At 52.2% G+C, this 19,735-nt stretch carries 20 protein-coding genes (1 of these 20 only partly in view); 11 read left to right on the top strand and 9 right to left on the bottom strand.

What is annotated here, in order from left to right; genetic code table 11:
* On the bottom strand, positions 1–899 hold the 5' portion of the coding sequence (gene tyrS / locus AC2IBB_RS30970) for a tyrosine--tRNA ligase (RefSeq protein ID WP_486330487.1). 304 nt of this gene lie to the left of the window's left edge; only the first 899 of its 1,203 coding nucleotides appear in the window; it begins with the start codon at positions 897–899; its stop codon lies off the left edge, out of view.
* A 224-nt stretch (positions 900–1,123) separates the two neighbouring features.
* Here tyrS and AC2IBB_RS30975 point away from each other — a divergent pair, with 224 nt between their 5' ends.
* Positions 1,124–2,545, top strand: a complete 1,422-nt coding sequence (locus AC2IBB_RS30975) for an OapA family protein (RefSeq protein ID WP_486330488.1) — start codon at positions 1,124–1,126, stop codon at positions 2,543–2,545.
* Between the two features lie 29 nt (positions 2,546–2,574).
* Positions 2,575–3,651, top strand: a complete 1,077-nt coding sequence (locus AC2IBB_RS30980; protein WP_486330489.1) for an anhydro-N-acetylmuramic acid kinase — start codon at positions 2,575–2,577, stop codon at positions 3,649–3,651.
* A gap of 23 nt (positions 3,652–3,674) precedes the next feature.
* Here the strand turns inward: AC2IBB_RS30980 and AC2IBB_RS30985 are convergent, their stop codons facing one another.
* The 5 genes from AC2IBB_RS30985 to argC form a co-directional block, all read right to left on the bottom strand.
* Complete coding sequence (locus AC2IBB_RS30985) at positions 3,675–4,136, bottom strand: DsrE family protein (RefSeq protein ID WP_486330490.1); 462 nt, start codon at positions 4,134–4,136, stop codon at positions 3,675–3,677.
* A gap of 11 nt (positions 4,137–4,147) precedes the next feature.
* Positions 4,148–4,501, bottom strand: coding sequence for an iron-sulfur cluster insertion protein ErpA (erpA, locus tag AC2IBB_RS30990; RefSeq protein WP_486330491.1), 354 nt, complete (start codon positions 4,499–4,501; stop codon positions 4,148–4,150).
* A gap of 106 nt (positions 4,502–4,607) precedes the next feature.
* A complete protein-coding gene (locus tag AC2IBB_RS30995) occupies positions 4,608–5,117 on the bottom strand; it encodes a bactofilin family protein (protein WP_486330492.1) in 510 nt (169 codons plus the stop codon).
* Between the two features lie 2 nt (positions 5,118–5,119).
* Positions 5,120–5,845: a DUF6776 family protein gene (locus tag AC2IBB_RS31000; RefSeq protein ID WP_486330493.1), complete on the bottom strand. Its 726-nt coding sequence runs from the start codon at positions 5,843–5,845 to the stop codon at positions 5,120–5,122.
* 157 nt (positions 5,846–6,002) lie between these two features.
* On the bottom strand, positions 6,003–7,034 hold the full coding sequence (argC, locus tag AC2IBB_RS31005; protein ID WP_486330494.1) for an N-acetyl-gamma-glutamyl-phosphate reductase: 1,032 nt from the start codon (positions 7,032–7,034) through the stop codon (positions 6,003–6,005).
* Positions 7,035–7,259: 225 nt separating this feature from the next.
* Here argC and AC2IBB_RS31010 point away from each other — a divergent pair, with 225 nt between their 5' ends.
* The 3 genes from AC2IBB_RS31010 (at position 7,260) to hemL (ending at position 10,901) form a co-directional block, all read left to right on the top strand.
* Entirely contained in the window at positions 7,260–9,065 is a 1,806-nt protein-coding gene (locus tag AC2IBB_RS31010) for a chloride channel protein (protein WP_486330495.1), read from the top strand.
* A 39-nt stretch (positions 9,066–9,104) separates the two neighbouring features.
* Positions 9,105–9,527, top strand: coding sequence for a protoporphyrinogen oxidase HemJ (hemJ, locus tag AC2IBB_RS31015; protein WP_486330496.1), 423 nt, complete (start codon positions 9,105–9,107; stop codon positions 9,525–9,527).
* A gap of 93 nt (positions 9,528–9,620) precedes the next feature.
* Positions 9,621–10,901: a glutamate-1-semialdehyde 2,1-aminomutase gene (gene hemL / locus AC2IBB_RS31020; protein WP_486330497.1), complete on the top strand. Its 1,281-nt coding sequence runs from the start codon at positions 9,621–9,623 to the stop codon at positions 10,899–10,901.
* A gap of 103 nt (positions 10,902–11,004) precedes the next feature.
* Here the strand turns inward: hemL and AC2IBB_RS31025 are convergent, their stop codons facing one another.
* Together AC2IBB_RS31025 and mrcB are read right to left on the bottom strand one after the other, a co-directional pair.
* Positions 11,005–11,490, bottom strand: coding sequence for a tetratricopeptide repeat protein (locus AC2IBB_RS31025; RefSeq protein ID WP_486330498.1), 486 nt, complete (start codon positions 11,488–11,490; stop codon positions 11,005–11,007).
* A gap of 18 nt (positions 11,491–11,508) precedes the next feature.
* A complete protein-coding gene (gene mrcB / locus AC2IBB_RS31030) occupies positions 11,509–13,713 on the bottom strand; it encodes a penicillin-binding protein 1B (protein ID WP_486330499.1) in 2,205 nt (734 codons plus the stop codon).
* A gap of 312 nt (positions 13,714–14,025) precedes the next feature.
* Between mrcB and AC2IBB_RS31035 the strand changes: the two genes are divergently transcribed.
* The 4 genes from AC2IBB_RS31035 (at position 14,026) to AC2IBB_RS31050 (ending at position 17,303) form a co-directional block, all read left to right on the top strand.
* Positions 14,026–15,600 carry a bifunctional aminoglycoside phosphotransferase/ATP-binding protein gene (locus AC2IBB_RS31035; RefSeq protein ID WP_486330500.1) on the top strand — a complete coding sequence of 525 codons (1,575 nt, stop codon included), beginning with the start codon at positions 14,026–14,028 and terminating at the stop codon, positions 15,598–15,600.
* A 198-nt stretch (positions 15,601–15,798) separates the two neighbouring features.
* On the top strand, positions 15,799–16,140 hold the full coding sequence (locus AC2IBB_RS31040) for a pentapeptide repeat-containing protein (RefSeq protein ID WP_486330501.1): 342 nt from the start codon (positions 15,799–15,801) through the stop codon (positions 16,138–16,140).
* Between the two features lie 192 nt (positions 16,141–16,332).
* Entirely contained in the window at positions 16,333–16,947 is a 615-nt protein-coding gene (locus AC2IBB_RS31045; RefSeq protein ID WP_486330502.1) for a Crp/Fnr family transcriptional regulator, read from the top strand.
* A gap of 8 nt (positions 16,948–16,955) precedes the next feature.
* On the top strand, positions 16,956–17,303 hold the full coding sequence (locus tag AC2IBB_RS31050) for a Rieske (2Fe-2S) protein (protein ID WP_486330503.1): 348 nt from the start codon (positions 16,956–16,958) through the stop codon (positions 17,301–17,303).
* 8 nt (positions 17,304–17,311) lie between these two features.
* Here the strand turns inward: AC2IBB_RS31050 and sfsA are convergent, their stop codons facing one another.
* Positions 17,312–18,037, bottom strand: a complete 726-nt coding sequence (gene sfsA / locus AC2IBB_RS31055) for a DNA/RNA nuclease SfsA (protein WP_486330504.1) — start codon at positions 18,035–18,037, stop codon at positions 17,312–17,314.
* A gap of 217 nt (positions 18,038–18,254) precedes the next feature.
* On the opposite strand from sfsA, the gene dksA reads away from it, so the two are divergent.
* Positions 18,255–18,695 (top strand): RNA polymerase-binding protein DksA, encoded by a 441-nt coding sequence (gene dksA / locus AC2IBB_RS31060; RefSeq protein WP_486330505.1) that lies wholly within the window; start codon positions 18,255–18,257, stop codon positions 18,693–18,695.
* 22 nt (positions 18,696–18,717) lie between these two features.
* Complete coding sequence (gluQRS, locus tag AC2IBB_RS31065) at positions 18,718–19,623, top strand: tRNA glutamyl-Q(34) synthetase GluQRS (protein WP_486330506.1); 906 nt, start codon at positions 18,718–18,720, stop codon at positions 19,621–19,623.
* Positions 19,624–19,735 lie beyond the last annotated feature (112 nt).

A 19,735-nucleotide genomic window follows, 5' to 3' on the forward strand; every position in this document is an offset into this window, starting at 1 on the left:
TGAAAACGAGCAACAATCTCTTCAGCAAGCAGTCGCTTGATGTTCTGAGGATTTCCTCCAGCGTTGACCTGTCCTTTAAAGTCCTCGATCTCCGCCATATCCCGAAAGCTCAAGAGCTCGAAATAGCGCCACATTAACTCGTCAGGAGTAGAAAGCAGCTTGCTGAACATCTCCCCAGGGAGATCATTAACGCCTATATAGTTACCTAAAGATTTCGACATCTTTTGCACACCATCCAAACCTTCCAATATTGGCATGGTTATGATCACTTGAGGCTCTTGATCATAGTGCTTCTGCAGCATGCGGCCCATCAATAAATTAAACTTCTGGTCAGTCCCTCCCAACTCCACGTCTGCGCGCAAAGCAACCGAGTCGTAGCCCTGCACTAACGGGTAAAGAAACTCGTGAATCGAAATCGACTGCTCACCATGGTACCGCTTATGGAAGTCGTCACGTTCAAGCATGCGCGCGACTGTATACTGCCCCGCCAAGCGAATCATATCCGCAGCAGAGAGCTGATCCATCCACTCACTGTTAAAACGAACTTCCGTTTTTTCAGGGTCAAGAATTTTGAACACCTGCTCTTTATATGTCTGAGCGTTTCGCGCCACATCTTCCTTCGTTAAAGGAGGGCGTGTCGCGCTCTTACCAGTTGGGTCGCCTATCATCCCTGTGAAATCGCCAATCAGAAAAATAACTTGATGCCCTAAATCCTGAAACTGGCGTAGCTTATTAATAAGAACTGTATGCCCCAAATGTAAATCAGGCGCCGTCGGATCGAAGCCAGCTTTTATCCTGAGCGGCTCCCCCCTTTTTAGTTTCTCGATCAGCCCTTCTTCTTGAATAATTTCTTCCGCACCGCGCTTTATCAGCGCTAAAGACTCTTCTACAGATGGCATTACAGACGCCCTATTTGCAACTTGTTACGCTATTAACACTTAGTAATCGATAATCATGACCCTTGTCACGAACGTAGCACCAAGCAACGGCTTTAATATGACCCGGGGGCGCGATAGTATAGCAGCATTTTTCGCCAACCAAACTGTTTGATATATGCACAGTTTCCAAAAACGCTTATACTCACTAGTTAAAGCTTTTTACAAACATCTGGACTTAACCTTCGATGTTAATTAAGAAAATATTACCCAAGTTTTCACGGATACATTTCCTGGCGGTTGCAGCCGCAGGATCTATGCTCGGATCAGCGCTCATTCTTAGCCCATCCGAGCAAGCAGCAGAAGGCCGCATTACATTAAATCTTCCTTTAGAAAATCAACCACCCAGCCAAGTCGACTCCAACAGTCCACTCGCAGATCCGCCAGAAGATAGCGCCGCCTTACAAGCCAAACCGCTAGTCCCTTCTGCAGCAGAGGATGCTGAAATGGGGCCAGTCCCTGCCGCAACTGAACCAGAAGTCGCCTGGAATGCGTTTGAAGTTAAAAATGGAGACAGCCTTTCCGCACTATTTAAGAGAGCCGGCGCATCCAGTGCCGAGCTAGCGCAAATGCTGGAAGATATCCCAGGCAAAGAGTGGACCCAAATTTTTCCAGGAGAAAAGCTAGACTTTGCATTTAACCAGGAAAACAAACTCAGCGCGTTGCGAATTCATCGTAGTCAGCTGGAAAACTGGTTGATCAACGCAAACGCCGAGAACAAATTTGAGCTTGAGAAAGTAGTGCTCAAGCCTGATGTGCAGACTGCTTATGCAGAAGGCGTTATTAAGTCAGCATTATTTATAGACGCCAAAAATGCCGGCCTGGCGGACAGCCTGATTATGGATCTGGCGAATATTTTCGGTTGGGATGTGGACTTTGTACTGGATATTCGTAGCGGCGACTCCTTCAAACTGGTTTATGAAGAGCTCTATCTGGATGGCGAAAAGATTTCCAACGGAAACATTCTCGCCGCAGAGTTCACAAACCAAGGTGAAACCTTCACTGCCATACGCTATGAGGATCAGGAAGGTAAAACCGGCTACTTCACTCCAGAAGGAAAAAGCCTGAAAAAGGCTTTTTTGCGCACACCAATAGATTTCGCGCGTATATCCTCTCATTTCAATCTGCAACGCAAACATCCTGTTCTGCATAAGTTCCGCGCCCACAAAGGTACTGACTACGCAGCTGGTCGTGGTACGCCAATCAAAGCCAGCGGAGATGGTAAAGTTATATTCGCCGGTCGCAAAGGGGGCTACGGAAACGTGGTGATTTTACAACACGGGCAATCCATCACTACGCTGTACGCACACATGAAAGGCTTTGCACGAGGTATTAAGAACGGCAAACGCATCAACCAAGGGCAGGTCATAGGTTATGTAGGCAGCTCAGGGCTAGCGACCGGACCGCACTTGCATTACGAATTCCGCGTCAATGGCGTACACAAGAACCCAGTGACCGTGAAGTTTCCTCACGCACAACCCGTCGCCAACAAAGAAATGGCGCGTTTCAAGGAGCAAGCGCAAACAGCTCTCGCCCAGCTGCAGGCTTATTCGGATAGCTACCAAATCGCAAAGCGCGATAGTTTAAGTTCCGACAACGCGGATCTATGAACGAACGGGGGCAACTATTCGCTGGACTAATGTCCGGCACCAGCTTGGACGGCGTGGATGCAGCCCTGGTCAGTTTCCAGGGCGAGCTTCCAGAGACTCTTGCAACCTCCTTTACCCCGTTCTCTTCTGAACTGAAATCCGCCCTGCATAGCCTAGCTACCGCTGACAGTTGGCGACCTGACGAGCTCTTCGCTACCGAAAGCCAGCTAACCTTGCTCTATGCCGAAGCTATTAATGGTCTTATACAAAATGCCGACCTCAAAGGCAGCCGCATTTGCGCAATAGGATGCCACGGTCAAACCATCCGGCACCGCCCAGCAATCAGCTGGCCATATACGCACCAACTCGGCAACCCCAGCCTACTGGCAGAGAAAACCGGAATTACGGTTATTGCCGACTTTCGGCGCAGAGACATTGCAGCGGGCGGTGAAGGAGCCCCTCTGGCGCCCGCCTTTCATTTGCACGCTTTACAGCACCGCTTCCCCAATTGCGCTGTCGTCAACATTGGCGGAATCGCCAACATCACCCAATGGTCGGAAAAGGCAAACTCAGTTATTGGCTTTGATTGCGGACCAGGAAATATCCTTATCGACGCATGGTGCGCGCAGACCTTCCAGCAGGAGTGCGACATAGGCGGGGAGATAGCAAGAAAAGGCGCGATCAACAGTAGATTGCTGCAGGAAATGAAGAAGGATACGTTCTTCTCTTTAGCTCCTCCAAAAAGCACGGGAAGAGAGCTTTTCAATGAAACGTGGCTGACGACGAGTTTGCAGAGCGTTACATCCATCGATAACCAAGACATTTTGGCGACACTAACTGAATTGACCGCCCAGACCATCTGCGATGCCTTAAACGCTCAGGCCATCACACACTTATTTGTCTGCGGCGGAGGCGTACACAACCTCTTTCTGATGGAAAGGCTACGTCATCACCTGCCACAGGTTAAGGTGTCTGGAACAGACAGCGCAGGCATTGATCCTGACTTTATGGAAGCAATCGCTTTCGCGTGGCTGGCGCAACGAACTTTAGCTGGATTGCCTGGCAACATCCCGGCGGTAACCCGCGCTCGCGGCGAGAGAATATTGGGAGCTATTTATCCTGCCTGACGCCAGACCTTGATGAGTGTGAACTAAAAATCCACATACCCTTTCTCTTTCAGCTTTTTCTCTTCCGCCGGTCCATACGGCACAATTTCAACAAAAGGCGGCAGAGCGCTGCGGTCAATATTATGTAGACGCAGATAAGAGTTACACACTCTCACGTCAATGACTCGGAAAGCATCCAATTGTGCAGCCTTATCCACAATGGACTTGAATTCGGGGTAGTTCATTTTGGCGAAATATTCGACTTCCGGCCCGTGCAGCACAAAAGCAATGGGACTGCCAAGAGAATATCCATTCTCTCCTTCCAGCAATTTAGAAGCTCTTTCGAACAGCTCGGCAATTTCCTCCGGTGTGTGAAGCTCAATTTTAGCCAAATAATTCAAGGAACTAGTTGCAATGGCAGGGCTTGTTTCCGGTCGATCCGCCGCATAGGGCGAGAGAGAAAAGACAGTCAGCCACAGAAAGGTAAAATAGCGGCTGAACTGCATATATCGGTTCCTTAAATAGAAAAGGAGCTACCGCAACCACAAGTGGTTGAGGCATTCGGATTTTTAATGACGAACTGCGCGCCTTCCAAACCTTCGCGAAAGTCCACTTCCGCTCCGACAAGGTATTGATAGCTGAGCGAGTCCACTACCAAACGGACGCCGCCCTTTTCGACGACTGTATCGTCTTCGTTTACAGCTTCATCAAAAGAGAAGCCATACTGAAACCCGGAGCAGCCGCCACCTGTCACAAACACACGCAGGCTCAGCTCATCATTTCCCTCGTCTTCAATCAATGACTTCACTTTCGCTGCGGCGTTGTCAGTGAAAATAATAGGGGTCGGTTCGTATGTCTCAGCGACGTTCATAGCTCCTCCCGCCGCAACTCTGGTTGCAAGCGCTCAATACTCGGCAAATGAAAAAGTAGGATACAGCGTGAATTATCTATTTATCCTACTTAATCGGTCAACTATATCAATGACTGGCCAAGTTAATCAGTTCAGGCTGATCGCTGGCGCCATCCTGAGTTTTACCAGCTTTTTTATCCTCTTTCGTCGCTTTCTTCTGTTCGGGTTTATCCGTAGTCGCCACCGTCGCAGTAGAAACGCTCTCTTTACTATGCACCAAGTTGCCGTTCACTTCAGCGCCCATCGCCATTTCGATCAGGTTGTAGTAGACATTACCAGTAATAGAGGCTTTCGGCGCCAGCTCGATGTGCTCGGAAGAGTAAACGTCGCCATTCACTTTGCCATTGATAATAATGTGTGGCGCGATAACGTCGCCATTTACCTCTCCAACGTCGCTTACACGCACAATCGCGTCTTCATCAGTCGTGTCAGCCTTGATTTTCCCCAGTATCTTGCCATCAATGTGCAAACCACCTGTAAATTGCAGGTCTCCCTTGATTTCAGTGCTACGCGAAATCAGAGTGTCGAAGTGCCCACCATTGACATTTTTTGATTTAGTTTTCTTTTTCCCAAACATTGTTACTCCCCGACCTTCCAATCGAAGGTTCTTTCTATTTTCGTTGCTTTTTTCCCGGTCGATTGCGCCACTACCTGAATTTGCTCAGGCACAAAACCTTCCGGCAATTCCATTTCTCCAGCAATATCCTGGAAATAACGAAATCTGAACTTAACCCCCAACTCCTCGGCTCCAGCGACATCCCTCAATGGCAAAATCTCCTTTTCACCCTCCTTCGCTCCAATCAGGTTCACAGCCACAACGCCTTGGATGTAGGTTTGGTTGTCAGCCACTTGCGTTAGTACAAGTTTATACTGAAACCTTCGATTTTCCCGCGTAGGACGAATTTCCATGCGTTGAACCTGCAAGCCGGTGTCTTCATCCGAAGGAGCCATGATGTTCTTGTAGAAAGCGATGTCCTCTCTCAACTGAAGGTTTGCGCTCTCCAAATCGCGAATGGTCTTCAACACATCCGTACTGGCGGCTTGATCAATCGCTTTCCCGCGCTCCAGGTTAGCCACCTGTTGCGCCAGCTCAGTGGCGCGCCTTTCCGCTATGACCAACATGCGGTTAAGCTCTTGGTTCTTAGAACCCAGTTTTTCCTTCCTAAAATCAGAGAAATACCATCCCATGGCGATGCCGCCAGTAATGCTTATGATTATGGCCAGCCAGGCCAGAGCCCGTTTCTTGAGTGTTTCCCCTGGACGATAAGGTACGACGACCAGCTTTTCGTTTGCATTGGTAGACATTGACGACTAGTACCGATTCTGAAGTGTCCATAACCTTACCCACCATCTTAGTATTCTCTACTAACTTATTGTCGGCAAAGTTATTTTTTGTGAATTTAGGTAGCAAGCCAAACACCGTCACGCATTTGGCTTGAAATACGCGCTGCTTAGGACTATGTCAGGGCAACGCGGCGATGAGGCTCAGGCCCGCAGTTTCCGGCAACCCCAGCATAATATTCATGTTTTGCACGGCCTGGCCCGCTGCGCCTTTCACTAGATTGTCGATCACAGAGAGCACAATCACCACGTTAGATTCAGGTTGCCGGTGCAGCGAAATACGACATAAGTTGGAACCTTTTACCGAGCGCGTCTCAGGAAGACTTCCAAACGGCATCACGTCAACAAAGGGCTCGTTAGCGTAAAACGACTCATAAAGCGCCTGCAGGTCCTCACGTTCCTGCTTCAGTTCCGCATACAGAGTCGCCTCAATACCGCGAATCATAGGGACAAGATGAGGCACAAAAGTCAGCCCAACCGGCACACCAGCGGCCTGAGCCAGCCCTTGCTTAATTTCCGGCAGATGACGATGTCCCGAAGCGCCATAAGCTTTAAAGCTTTCACTGACTTCGCACAGAAGATTAGCCACTTTACCTTGACGTCCAGCGCCGCTCACGCCAGATTTAGCGTCAGCAATCAGGCGTTGCGTATCCACCAAGCCTTTGCTCACCAAAGGCAAAAAGCCTAACTGGACAGCCGTGGGGTAACATCCCGGATTGGCGACAAGGCGAGCAGCCCTGATCTGCGCACGATTCACCTCAGGCAAACCATAGACAGCTTCAGTCAACGCTTCTGGTGCAGTATGCGGTTGCCCATACCAGCGACTCCACAGCTCCGCGTCACTGATACGAAAATCTGCACCCAGATCCACCACGCGGGTTCCTTTGGCCAGCAGTTGGGGAACCATCTCCATCGCGACGCCATGAGGCGTAGCAAAAAATACCAAGTCACATCCAGATAATTCGTCTACATCAGGAGTGCTAAAACACAGGTCAGTGAAACCTCGCAAATTGGGAAACATCTCCGCAACAGGAACGCCAGCATCTCCTCGCGATGTTACGACAGTCACCTCCGCTTCAGGGTGAGCCAACAGTAACCTGATCAACTCAACGCCGGTATATCCAGTGCCGCCGACAATGCCAATTTTAACCACGAGCTTACTGACCTCCGCTAGATGCCAAACCAATTTCCCCGCACAACCGCAGCTGCGCCGAACAATACCCTAATAAATTCGCTATACTAGCAGCTTTCCGACACCCGCGCAGAGTCAGCTTTCCTGAATGGCGGGCGGCGCTCTTACATTCCACCCTCTGGCTTTACGCCATGGCAGCAATACCTGTCGAACAAACTCAGCAACAAGTTTGAATAGGAGAGGTTTGTGCTCAAACCAAACGGAAAGAAAACACAAAAAAAACAAGTCTCCGCGCTTACTCTCAAGCTGGACTTGCTATTTCAGTCTTTCCGCCGCCGGGTAGCCAGCTATGAGGCGCTGCCGCAGTTGGCCCTGTTGGGGTTTCTTGCCGGCTTAATCACCGGCGTCGTCATTCTGTTGTTTCGCGCCGCGATCGAACTTCCACTGGGTTACCTTCTGCCTGGAGACAGTGCCGAGAATTTTGAGCAATTGACGCCGCTTATGCATTTCTGTCTGCCAATTGTCGGAGCGCTAATTCTCGCCCTGTGGCTGATGCGTCTAGGCCTTCAACAACGCAAAGTCGGCGTGACCCACGTTATGGAGAGACTGGGTTACCATCAGGGGTATATTTCCCTGCGTAGCGGATTACTTCAGTTTTTCTGCGGCGTCGCCACTTTGGCGACCGGCCAAAGCGCAGGCCGGGAAGGGCCCGCCGTACACCTTGGCGCCACCAGCTCCAGCTTGCTGGGTCAGTGGATGAGACTCCCCAACAACAGTATTCGTATGCTGGTGGGCTGCGGTACCGCCGCCGCCGTGTCCGCATCATTCAACACCCCCATTGCAGGAGTGATTTTCGCGATGGAGGTGGTCATGCTGGAATACACTATCAACGGCTTTACTCCAATTATCCTGGCGGCGGTGACCGCCGCAGTTGTATCTCAGCCTGTTTACGGTGACGACCCGGCGTTCATCGTACCGAACTTCAGCCTGAACTCGCTTGTGGAGCTGCCTTACATTGTCGCCGTCGCCATACTGATCGGCATGTGCTCCGCCATGTTCGTCAAAATCATCAGCCAAACCACGGAGCGGGTGAAGGCGCCCATTCTTTGGCGCTTGTTGGCGGCAGGCTTGCTGACCGGACTGGCCGCGCTGGCTTTGCCCCAGATCATGGGGATTGGTTATGACACGGTTAACGATGCAATCGCCGGCAACATTGGCTTCCTGCTACTGCTGACCATCGCGCTGGCGAAGCTGCTGGTCACCGCAACAGCTATCGGCCTGGGCATGCCAAGCGGAATCATAGGCCCTACCCTGTTCATAGGCGCCACCCTCGGTGGCGCACTCGGCGTCCTGGCGCAAATATTGATGCCAACCTTGGCGTCAGAGCCTGGTTTCTATGCCGTGCTGGGTATGGGCGCCATGATGGGGTCTGTGCTACAGGCGCCATTGGCGGCGATCATGGCGGTAATTGAGCTGACCCGGAACCCTAACGTCATCCTTCCTGCGATGTTGATCATTATTGTGTCCAGCTTGATCGCCTCCCATTACTTTCGGCAGCGGTCAGTGTTCCTTACCATGTTGCAACTGCAGGGACTGGACTATCGCGCGGAGCCGCTGACCCTGGCTCTGCGCCGGGTGGCGGTGGGCGCGATCATGGAAAGAAGCATTAAACGATCACAGCAGAAGGTGGCGTTTAGCGAGGCGAAAGAGCTACTGCGCACAGAGCCGCGCTGGATCATTATTGAGAGCGAAGGCGGCCCGCGCGCCATACTGCCTGCTGCAGACTTGGCCCGATACCTTTCCGAGGAGGAGGGGAAAGCGGACTTTAACGCAGAAGAGGCGACCATAGACCTGCTCAGCTTTCCCGCTCAGCGACGGGACGCCGCGTCACTACATGTCCAGGCCACACTAGAGGAGGCTTTGGACAGGCTCAACGCCACCGGTGTAGAAGCCTTATATGTTGAACGCACCACGGCCCCTCTGATCAAGCCTATTATCGGCGTGATCACTCGAGCGGACCTGGAGTCTTACTATCAATACAAAAGCAAATAAATCTCTAAATATGCAAGCAAGCAGAACAAGGAGCACAGCATGCTTTGGATAAAAGCCTTTCATATCATTGCCATGGTATGCTGGTTCGCCGGCATTTTTTACCTGCCGCGATTATTCGTCTACCACGCCATGAGCGATGATGAAATCAGCAAGGAACGCTTTAAGGTTATGGAGCGTAAGCTGTACCGCGGTATCGCAACGCCATCAATGGTCATCACCGTTGGCCTGGGCCTGTGGTTATTGTCTTATAATTTCGCGGGCTATCTGGCGCAAGGCTGGATGCACGCCAAACTGACAATGGTCGTAGCTCTGATTGGTTATCACTTTTACTGCGGACACCTGTTAAAAGCCTTCAGGGAAGATCGTAATCAACGCAGCCACGTTTTCTATCGCTGGCTGAACGAAGCCCCCGTCCTAGTGCTGGTCGGCATCATCATTATGGTGGTGGTGCGTCCGTTTTAGGCATAAGGATCTGAGTATTTGCATTCCCTATCCGGAGTTCCCACAATGCGCAGCATAATTTGTCCTTTTTAAGTCACAGGTACAGGAACAGGCATGACTATCTCAGAAGAACTTTTCAGCCGCGCCCAGCAACACATTCCCGGCGGCGTTAATTCGCCGGTACGGGCGTTTCGCGGCGTCGGCGGAGCTCCAGTTTTCTTCAGCAAGGGCGAAGGGGCGTATCTGTACGATGAGGACGATAAGCGCTATATCGACTATGTCGGCTCCTGGGGACCTATGATTCTGGGTCACGCTCACCCTGACGTGCGTCAGGCGCTGGAGCGACAACTCGCCAATGGCCTGGGGTTTGGCGCTCCCACCCGCATCGAAATCGATATGGCGGAAAAGGTGTGCGAGCTGGTTCCCTCCATTGAAATGGTGCGAATGGTGAATTCCGGCACAGAGGCCACTATGAGCGCCATACGTCTGGCGCGAGGATTTACCGGAAGAGACAAAATCGTCAAATTCGAAGGCTGTTATCATGGCCACGCCGATTCACTTCTAGTGAAAGCCGGCTCTGGCGCGCTCACCCTGGGCATTCCCGACTCTCCAGGCGTTCCCGCCAGCGTAGCGGAGCACACCCTGACTCTGACTTACAACGATGCAGTGATGATCAGGGAGGTCTTTGCTCGCCACGGCGACGAAATTGCCGCAATCATCGTTGAGCCCGTCGCTGGCAATATGAACTGCATCCCGCCTGAGCCCGGCTTCCTGGAAACATTACGCGCCGTTTGCGACGAACATGGTTCTCTGCTGATTTTCGATGAAGTTATGACCGGCTTCCGCGTTGCATTAGGCGGAGCCCAACAGGTTTATGGCGTCAAACCGGATCTGACAACACTAGGCAAAGTCATTGGCGCAGGCCTTCCGGTCGGCGCGTTTGGCGGTCGGCGCGACGTTATGTCGCACATAGCCCCACTCGGCCCTGTTTATCAGGCGGGTACGCTGTCCGGCAACCCTCTGGCGATGGCCTGTGGCTTAACCATGCTGAACAAAATCAGCGAACCGGGCTTCTACGAAACGCTGGGAGCCAAGACTGAAATACTGGCGAAGGGGCTTCAGGAGCGTGCGCAAGCAGCAGGCGTCCCTCTGACCGTCAATCAGGTTGGCGGCATGTTTGGCTTCTTTTTCAGTGAAGAGAAGAAGGTTTCTCGCTTTGAGCAAGTCACCCGTTGCGACCTGGAGCGTTTCCGCAAGTTCTACCACGGCATGCTGGATAAAGGCGTATATCTGGCCCCATCCGCCTATGAAGCTGGTTTTGTCAGCGCGGCGCACTCCGACGAGGATATTGAAGCCACACTGGAGGCGGCCTCCAGCCTGTTCGCTTCAATGTAGCAGGCGGTTGAGCTGTCGCCGCCATATTCAAACAAATTCACATCAGGGGGAGCCTTAGAAGCCCCCCTTCTTTATTATCTTTTATAAGTAAATAAGCGTTCGCTTACTTGCCTTGCGCCTGACGCGCCTTATCCAGCGAGTACATTGCCGACTCCTTGAAGGCTTTGTCATCTCCCGCCAGGGACAACGCTTTCAGACATAGCTGTTCGGATTTGGCGTAGCGCTGCTGATCGTAGTGCAAACGCGCCATCATCAGGTAGACATCCCCCGCCTTTGGCGACATTCGTTGCGCTCTCTCCACCATCAGCATCGCCTGATCATAACGCCCTTCGCGGGCAGCCGCTTCCGCATTGGCCAACATTTGACGCGCCGCCGGTGTAGGCTCCACCCGAGAAATGCGCACTGGAGGCGACACGGGACGACCGGTACGATCCGGCTGCTGCGGCGCAGCCGTTTCTGTTGCAGGCGTTGATGGTTGCGCCGTTCCCTGACCAACCTCCGTTGTCGTATTGCTGCGATAGGGATTAACCCCACACCCAGCCATAGCCGCCAGCATTCCCAACACAAAAATTTTATTCAGCAGTCGCATATTTATTATTCCCCGGTATTAACCATCCCACCAGCTACGCAGCCAACGCTGCAGTGCGTTATCGCGTCCGACGCACACGACTTCCTCAACAGGCGCGCTGCCACGTTGGAAAGGCATAGCGACAGCGCCATCGCAACCTTCCGCCGACTTCTTGCCTGTAGAGCCGTCGACCCACACCCACTCGACCGTTTCCGGCGTGGTGGGCACAAAGGATACCTGAGGCAGACGCTGATACAGATTCATCCAGACTTCCAACGCGCCGGAAGCCCCTGTCAGTCGGGTCACGCTGTTGTCATCCTTACCCAGCCACACAGTGGTCTGGTATTGCCCATTAAAGCCGACAAACCAGCTGTCGCGATAGTCGTCCGTCGTGCCCGTCTTTCCCGCCACCGAATAGTCTTCAGGAAAACGCTGATACACGCGTCGCCCTGTTCCCTCACGCATGACGTCGAACATCGCGTATTGGAGCAAATAAGTTGCGGCGGGATCAACAACCTGATGAGTATCAAAGGGATATCTTGTCAGCAATTCACCATCGGGTTTGGTCACCGCGCGAATGGCGCGCAGAGGCGTATCAAACCCAGTAGAAGCAAGGTTTTGGTACAGGTGAGCGACCTGAAGCGGCGTCAGGTTTAACGCCCCCAGCAGCACAGATGGATAAGGCGCGGCGCTCGTCTCCACTCCCAACTTACGCACTTGATCCAACACCGCTGGCACACCGAGTTCCAGACCGAGCCGCACATTGGCCAAGTTCAAGGAGTGCGCCAGCGCATGCTGCAGGCTCACTTCCCCGTGCGTTTGTTTGTCATAGTTCTGTGGAGCCCAGACATCGCCGTTCTCAAACTTGATAGAAAACGCTTCATCTTTGATCGGCGTCGCCAGCGTGTACTTATCTTTATCCTGCAAAGCCGTCAACGCAATGACCGGCTTAATCAAAGAGCCAATTTGCCGTTTTGCCTCTAACGCCCGATTAAAACCTGCAAACTGCGCATCCTTTCCGCCGACTAAAGCCACCACCTCGCCACTATCCAAAGCTGTAGTCACTACAGCGCCTTGCAGCCCTTGATTAGCCTTATTGCGCTCCAATCCCTTGACCGTTTTACTGAGCGCAGACTCAGCCTGAGTTTGAACCAGCGGATCAAGAGTCGTAAAAATGCGCAGTCCCTCAGATTGCAGGTCCTCTTCGCGATAGTCTTTATCCAGCTGCTGACGAACCAGGTCCATAAAAGCAGGATACAGGCTGTCGGAGTATCGCGGTTGCGCCACCACACCCAACGGGCGATTTTTAAAGCCGATGCTTTGTTCATTTGATATCACCCCGCCATCCGCCATCATCTGCAACACCAAATCACGGCGTTTCTGCGCGCGCTCAGGATGTTTACGCGGGTTGTAATAGGAAGCGCCTTTGACAATCGCAACCAATAACGCGGATTTTTCCGGCGTCAAATCCTGCACCGGCACGCCAAAGTAGAACTGGCTGGCCATTCCAAAGCCGTGAATAGCGCGTGCGCCAGCCTGGCCCAGGAAAATTTCATTGCAGTAGGCCTCCAGAATCTCATCTTTCTCGTAATGCCATTCCAGCAACAAGGCCATGATGGCCTCGTTGAACTTGCGCCAAATGGTCTGATCGCTGGACAGGTAAAAATTCTTAACCAACTGCTGCGTCAGCGTGCTGCCGCCTTGCACGACACGCCCAGCGCGAATATTCACCCAGGTCGCCCGCATTATCGATAGAGGCGATACGCCATAGTGGGAGTAGAAGTTCTTATCCTCCACCGTCACCAGCGCTTTTTTCAGGCTCTCCGGTACTTCTTTAAGGTTTACCAGCAAACGGTCTTCATGCTGTGCGGGATAAATGCCGCCAATAAGCACCGGCTCTAATCTGGCCCAGTTTGTATCCGTTCCACCCGCGCTAACGCGGCTGACGCCTTGCCCATCGAAATCCAGGCGGAATTTCTGCGCTTTCTGGTCCCCGTCAGGATACTTGAACGAACGACTGTACACTTCCAGCGCGCTCGATGACATGGAGTAGGTCCCTGGTTGTCCGGGACGGTCCGTACGCCGATACCCCAGAGTCTTCAGTTCCTCCTCTACCTGTCCCCGGGTGTAGTTCTGGCCTGGGAAGAACTCCATGGGCCGTGCGAACACCTGGGCGGGTAACTGCCAGCGTTTGCCTTCGAACTTTTCTCTTACCGTCGCATCCAGATAAATTGTCCAAATCACCAGTAATACGGAGAGGACCAAAGTCACTTTGAAAAGGATTGAAAGGATGCGTCTTTTTGGTGCTGTCTTTTTCTTGCCGGGCCGCTTATTGGCAGGCTTGCGGGCTGTTTTAGGTTTCGACATGGGAATGTAGATGGTTTAAGCTCTAGTCTGCTGGCGCGGCTGCCTTTTATTCTCGTTGAAACGCGTTGTTTCAGGACGTTTTATGTGCGCCAGATGATTGTTTTTCGGGCGGTCGCGGCGGTTATCATAACCAATTTCAGCAGTCAGTGGCATGAAACCCTCGCAATATTAAATAAGAAGGAGCGACGCGTGAGCGAGAGCTTAATCAAGGCGCTGCGGAATCCTGCAGTCTATGGACACCCCGTCACAGAGATTCAACTGGTCGAAACACACATTTCCTGGGTCATTCTGACCGGCCCCTACGCCTATAAAATCAAGAAACCCATGGACTTCGGTTTCCTAAACTTCACTAATTTGGAGCGACGCCGTTTCTATTGCGAGGAAGAACTGAGACTCAACCGCCGTCTCGCCCCGGACATTTATCAAGGGCTGGTCGCAATCACCGGCGCTGAGGCGGAGCCATCCATTGATGGCGAAGGAGAGGTAATCGAATACGCAGTCAAAATGAAGCAGTTCAACCCTAATGACCTGCTCAGCATGCTCCCCAATGATTCAGAAAAGCTGCCGCGCTATTTGGACGCGCTAAGCCAGCAGTTGGCGGATTTCCACATGCAACAATCCGCTGTCGCTGACAACAGCAGTGAATTCGGCGACCCAGAGCAAGTCTTCGCCCCCGTACAGCAGAATTTCGACCAGGTCCGTCCGATGCTGACAGACACAGCAGAGCTACGGCAGCTGGAATATATAGAAGGCTGGGCGCAAAGCACTTATGAGCGCCTGCGCGCGTTTCTGCAGTCACGCAAAGACAACGGTTTCGTACGCGAATGTCATGGCGATGTGCACCTTGGCAACGTGACCCTGTTCGAGAACAAAGTCACCCTTTTTGACTGCATTGAGTTTAACGAGGACTTTCGCTGGACGGACGTATACAACGACCTCGCTTTCCTGATGATGGATCTGGAAGACCGGGGCATGAAAGATCTGTCCTATCGTTTTCTCAATAAGTACTTGGAAATCACTGGTGATTACGCTGGCGCTGAGCTGCTGCCATTCTATAAGTCATATCGCGCAATGGTGCGATGCAAAGTGGCTCTGTTTACGCTTGGCGCGCCAGGACTAAGTGAAGAAGCCAAAGCGGAGCAGGTGCGTAAATATCGCAAATACCTGGATTTAGCAGAAAGCTATATGGACGTGCCAGCACGATTTCTACTCATTACCCACGGGGTGTCAGGCACAGGCAAATCCACCATCACATCACGCCTGCTGGAACGTTTGAGCGCTATTCGCCTGCGCTCGGATGTGGAGCGCAAGCGCCTGTTCGGCTTCTCCCATCTCGACAACACAGGCGCATCCGGCAGCGATCAGGGCATCTATAACAAAGACGCATCCATTAAGACCTACGCCCATCTATCCGACACCGCTCGCGCCCTTCTGCACTGCGGAGCGGCGGTTATCATCGACGCGACATTCCTTCGCTACGATCAGCGACTGCAGATGGAAAAAGTGGCGGAAGAAGAAGGCGTTCCATTCGCTGTGGTGGACTGCCGCGTTCCATTGGATGAGATCGAGCGCCGCCTGAACCGTCGCAAGGAAAAGAATGACGATCCCGCTGAAGCCGATGTAGAGGTCATGCACAAACAACTGACCCGGGATGAGCCATTCCAGGAAGATGAACTGCCTCACGTTTTGGTCGTCGCGACAGACAGCTCCGAGGACATCCATACTCTGACCGAAAAACTGGTGCAACGCCTCGGCGCAGCTTAAGCTGCGCCTTCTCACTCCACGTCTATTGCAATTACGTCGTTTTCACGTTCCGTTTTGTTACGGAACACTACATGACTTGACTTAAACCTCTGTCTATACTGCGATTATGCGCCGTTATAATAACGGCTTCCCGATTAGCATTTACTCAGGCCGGCCTTATCCGCCTAGCCGCAGAATTGTTTCCGGAGGTGCAGCTCAATGGAACGGGTCAAGATAATAGATCACCCTCTATATAAACTGCTTCGTTCTGAGAAAGTCGACGAGTTCAATAAGCAGAAACAGTCATCCCCTGTTCCTAGCTTTGAACTATGCGACTTTCGCGGCCTGGATTTGCGCGGCCTTGACGCGTCGGGCCTGGACCTCAAGGGCGCATACTTTCGTGGAGCAGACTTGCGCGGCATCGATTTCCGCAAGGCTGATTTGGAGGGGGCCAGCATCGCCAGCACCAAAATATCGGGCTGCTACTTTCCAGAAGACCTCTCTCCTGATGAAATTGTTATGTCTGTCACCCATGGCACGCGCCTACGCTACCGTCGTTAAACCGGAATCGGACCTATGTTTTTACTTGGCGAACATGTAGCCTCCGTTGAAGGCTTACTCGAATACGTAAACAGCTCCGCGCGCAGCTTGCAAAGATTACTTCCCCCGAGCCCGAATAATATTGAGCTATATCCCGGCACAGAGCTTTTCAGGCGCATTCCGCGCGGTCATTTATGCCTGGTGAGACGCGGGATGCTTTCCGCCGTCATGGACAATCGCGTCGCTTACATTCTGCAACCGGGAGACGTCGCCGGAATTGAGGGCGGCATAAAGGCCGCGACCGTCAGCTATGTATGCGAAGATCCAGTGCAATTGGACTGCTTCTCTCCCGTGGCCTTTCAAGAGTTGCTAAAAGAAAATCAGCAAATCGCCAATACATGGCAAAGCTATGTCGTCGGCCTGATGACGCTTTTCAGTCACTCTTATGGCGATATCAGCAAGGAACAACACCGCCCTCAAGCTGGTTTTACTCGCTACAAACCGGGCGACGTGATTATACGTCAAGGAGAAGAAGCGGATAACGTCTACACCATGATGAAGGGCGACGCGAAAGTCTTTATCGACGAACAGGAAGTTGGAGAAGTGCATGAAGGGGAAATTTTCGGAGCCATCGCCGCATTGACCAACGCCCCTCGCAACGCCACCGTTGTGGCGGGCAATACATGCACGGTCATGGCGGTGCCAAAAACTCAGTTTGTCAGTCTGATTCACGCCCACCCGGAAACCTGCTTCCACTTACTGGAAACTATGGCTCGGACTATCAACGACCTGAACCGCCGCCTGACTGGCGATTCCGCCGCACTCTAGCCGAGTTCATGGCGTTGCGGAGTCTACTTGGCGCTGTCCCTGCGCAGGAACTGGAGCAGCTGGCGGATAACGAAAGCCGCGGCTTCCAGTTAGACGGGCGCAGCCTGTTTGTGGTCAAGCAACGCAGCAACCTTTACGCCTACCTGAACCAATGCCCCCATCTGGGCATTGAACTGGAATGGATGCCAGACCAGTTTCTTGATCACGCTCGACAATTTATTCACTGCGCAACCCATGGGGCCTTATTCCTGGTTCACTCAGGCGAATGCATCAGCGGCCCCTGCCTGGGTCAGTCCTTGCAGAGGCTGGAAATAGAGTATGACGGCAATGAATGGCGCTTTTATCTGCCTGACTGACGCTGTTTTTACAGAGCCTCTGGATCAAATGGGATCACATCCAGTTTTTGAGTCACACTCATCTCTCCTGGCGTAATCTTCGACTTATACGCCAACACTTCCACGCCATATTCCATAGCCTCTTCCAGCAAGGAGCCGTAGCGGACGTCGATATGAGCCGCAGGGCTCACCGCAGTGATACCGCTATGGTTAACGCAAAACACCAATGCCGCCCGCTTTCCGTTTCGCACGACAGACATCAGCTCCTCTAAATGTTTTTGTCCCCTCACGCTAACCGCATCGGGAAAATATCCTCTCCCGTTCAGACAAAGCGTGACGTTTTTCACTTCCACATAACAATCAGGCAGTTCAGTGGAGCCAAATAGCATCCAGTCAGCCCGACTGTTCTGATCGCCAAACTTTACTTCCGCTTTTTTATTGGGATATCCCTGCAACTCCTTGATCACGCCAACATCAATCGCCTCCCCCACCAGTTGATTCGGACGCGCCGTATTCACGCAGGCAAACTCCCCGGCGGAGGTCTCCACCAACTCCCAAGTGTGGCGGTACTTACGGGCGGGATTGCCTGAGTCACTGAAATAAACCAGGCTTCCCGGCTCGGCGCACCCGGTCATCGCACCAGTATTGGGGCAGTGAATCGTCAACTCGTTACCATCAGGAAGCTGAATATCCGCCAGAAACCGTTTGTAACGTTTCAGCAGTCGCCCCGGAGTTGGAACAATATCGATTTTCAAAATATGACTCCTTATCTGCACGGATAAATCACGAAAATAGCAATCGCTTTAAATTGGACTACTTTGAAATAAATAAGGGTTGGCGATCAGATCAGTAATCTGCTATGTTTCGCTCGCTTAAATCCTGACAAATCGCGAATATTAGCAAATATGAGTCCAGTGCGGGCTTAAGCCTACACTACTTGGTATTGAGAAGTGACTAGACGAGGCAGAAGATATGCCAAATGAAAAAGCGGGTAGCGCTGGTAAGTTCACTAATTTCACTCCTTATGAAATTGGTGAAAACGAAGAATACATGAGCCCTCCTCAGCTGGAGCATTTCAAAAAAATCCTGCTGGACTGGAAACAAGAGCTCATGGAAGAAGTAGACCGCACTATGCACCATATGCAGGAAGATGCGGCCAACTACGCAGACCCCAGCGATAGAGCCACTCAGGAAGAAGAATTCAGCTTGGAACTACGTACTCGTGACAGAGAGCGTAAGCTGATCAAAAAGATTGACCAGACTATCGATCAGATTGATCGGGAAGATTACGGTTTCTGTGAATCCTGCGGCGTAGAAATCGGCATTCGCCGTCTTGAAGCCCGCCCGACAGCGACTCTGTGCATTGATTGCAAAACGCTGGCGGAAATCAGGGAAAAGCAAACCGGCATCTAACCCGGCCTCGCCCGCGCACTCAATGCTGGCAGTCTCTTCGGATATCTATCGAGGGCGTTTCGCGCCCTCTCCTACCGGCCCTCTTCACTTCGGCTCACTGGTTGGCGCGCTGGCCAGTTATCTTGACGCACGCAGCAACCAAGGCGTCTGGCTTGTGCGTATTGAAGACATCGACCCATTACGGGAAATCCCCGGCGCCGCTGACAACATCCTGCGAACACTCGAAGCCCATGGCCTGCAGTGGGACGAACAGGTTATCTACCAGTCCCGTCGAACGCCTTTATACAAAGATCTATTGATGAAACTGCTCTCAAGCGGGCGAGCCTACCCATGCCCTTGCAGCCGCAAAGAATTGTCAGAGCGCAATGGCCACCATCTGGACGCTTGTCGCCTGCGCCAGACGAATACTGACGTCGAGCATGCCCACCGTTTTGTCGTAGTAGACGCTGAATGCAGCTTTACTGACTTGATTCAGGGTGTCGTCCCCTATCGTCTGCATGGGGAAATCGATGACTTTGTCATTCAACGAAAAGAAGGCTTTTTTTCCTACCAGCTGGCGGTCGTGTGTGACGATTTAGCTCAGAATATCAGCCATATCATTCGCGGCTCCGACCTGCTCGACTCCACCCCTTTGCAAAACCAGATTTATAGCGCCTTGGGAAGACAGCAACCGCTAGTCGGGCATTTCCCGGTCGTCGTCGACGCTTCCGGCGCCAAGCTCAGCAAACAAAACCTGGCGCCAGGGCTTAATCACCGGCAGATTATGACCAACCTCCGCTCAGCCGCCGCGGCTCTGCGACTCGATACAACCGAGCTAAAGCAGGTGGAGACCCCTCAGGACCTTCTGAAATTCCTAACGCTGAACTGGTCGCGCGATGAAATTCGTGGATTACGAGATGTGCCCATGCCAGACATCTTAGGCGTATAAAGCACTAAAATGCTGTTACCCTGTTTTTGCTTGCTATTAGTTAATAAGTGCGCGAAAACAACTAATTGGCAAGCTAAAAAGGTATTTTGCATGCGCCCGTTTCCTCCAGTAA

The sequence above is a fragment of the Hahella sp. NS-SX17 genome (assembly GCF_057367735.1).

What these genes read in the sequence shown, in the direction of transcription:
- AC2IBB_RS30975 (WP_486330488.1), top strand. Translation starts at nt 1,124, where the DNA reads ATGTTAATTAAGAAAATATTACCCAAGTTTTCACGGATACATTTCCTG.
- AC2IBB_RS30980 (WP_486330489.1), top strand. Translation starts at nt 2,575, where the DNA reads ATGTCCGGCACCAGCTTGGACGGCGTGGATGCAGCCCTGGTCAGTTTC.
- AC2IBB_RS30985 (WP_486330490.1), bottom strand. Translation starts at nt 4,136, where the DNA reads ATGCAGTTCAGCCGCTATTTTACCTTTCTGTGGCTGACTGTCTTTTCT.
- erpA (WP_486330491.1), bottom strand. Translation starts at nt 4,501, where the DNA reads ATGAACGTCGCTGAGACATACGAACCGACCCCTATTATTTTCACTGAC.
- AC2IBB_RS30995 (WP_486330492.1), bottom strand. Translation starts at nt 5,117, where the DNA reads ATGTTTGGGAAAAAGAAAACTAAATCAAAAAATGTCAATGGTGGGCAC.
- AC2IBB_RS31000 (WP_486330493.1), bottom strand. Translation starts at nt 5,845, where the DNA reads ATGTCTACCAATGCAAACGAAAAGCTGGTCGTCGTACCTTATCGTCCA.
- hemJ (WP_486330496.1), top strand. Translation starts at nt 9,105, where the DNA reads ATGCTTTGGATAAAAGCCTTTCATATCATTGCCATGGTATGCTGGTTC.
- hemL (WP_486330497.1), top strand. Translation starts at nt 9,621, where the DNA reads ATGACTATCTCAGAAGAACTTTTCAGCCGCGCCCAGCAACACATTCCC.
- AC2IBB_RS31025 (WP_486330498.1), bottom strand. Translation starts at nt 11,490, where the DNA reads ATGCGACTGCTGAATAAAATTTTTGTGTTGGGAATGCTGGCGGCTATG.
- AC2IBB_RS31040 (WP_486330501.1), top strand. Translation starts at nt 15,799, where the DNA reads ATGGAACGGGTCAAGATAATAGATCACCCTCTATATAAACTGCTTCGT.
- AC2IBB_RS31045 (WP_486330502.1), top strand. Translation starts at nt 16,333, where the DNA reads ATGCTTTCCGCCGTCATGGACAATCGCGTCGCTTACATTCTGCAACCG.
- AC2IBB_RS31050 (WP_486330503.1), top strand. Translation starts at nt 16,956, where the DNA reads ATGGCGTTGCGGAGTCTACTTGGCGCTGTCCCTGCGCAGGAACTGGAG.
- dksA (WP_486330505.1), top strand. Translation starts at nt 18,255, where the DNA reads ATGCCAAATGAAAAAGCGGGTAGCGCTGGTAAGTTCACTAATTTCACT.
- gluQRS (WP_486330506.1), top strand. Translation starts at nt 18,718, where the DNA reads ATGCTGGCAGTCTCTTCGGATATCTATCGAGGGCGTTTCGCGCCCTCT.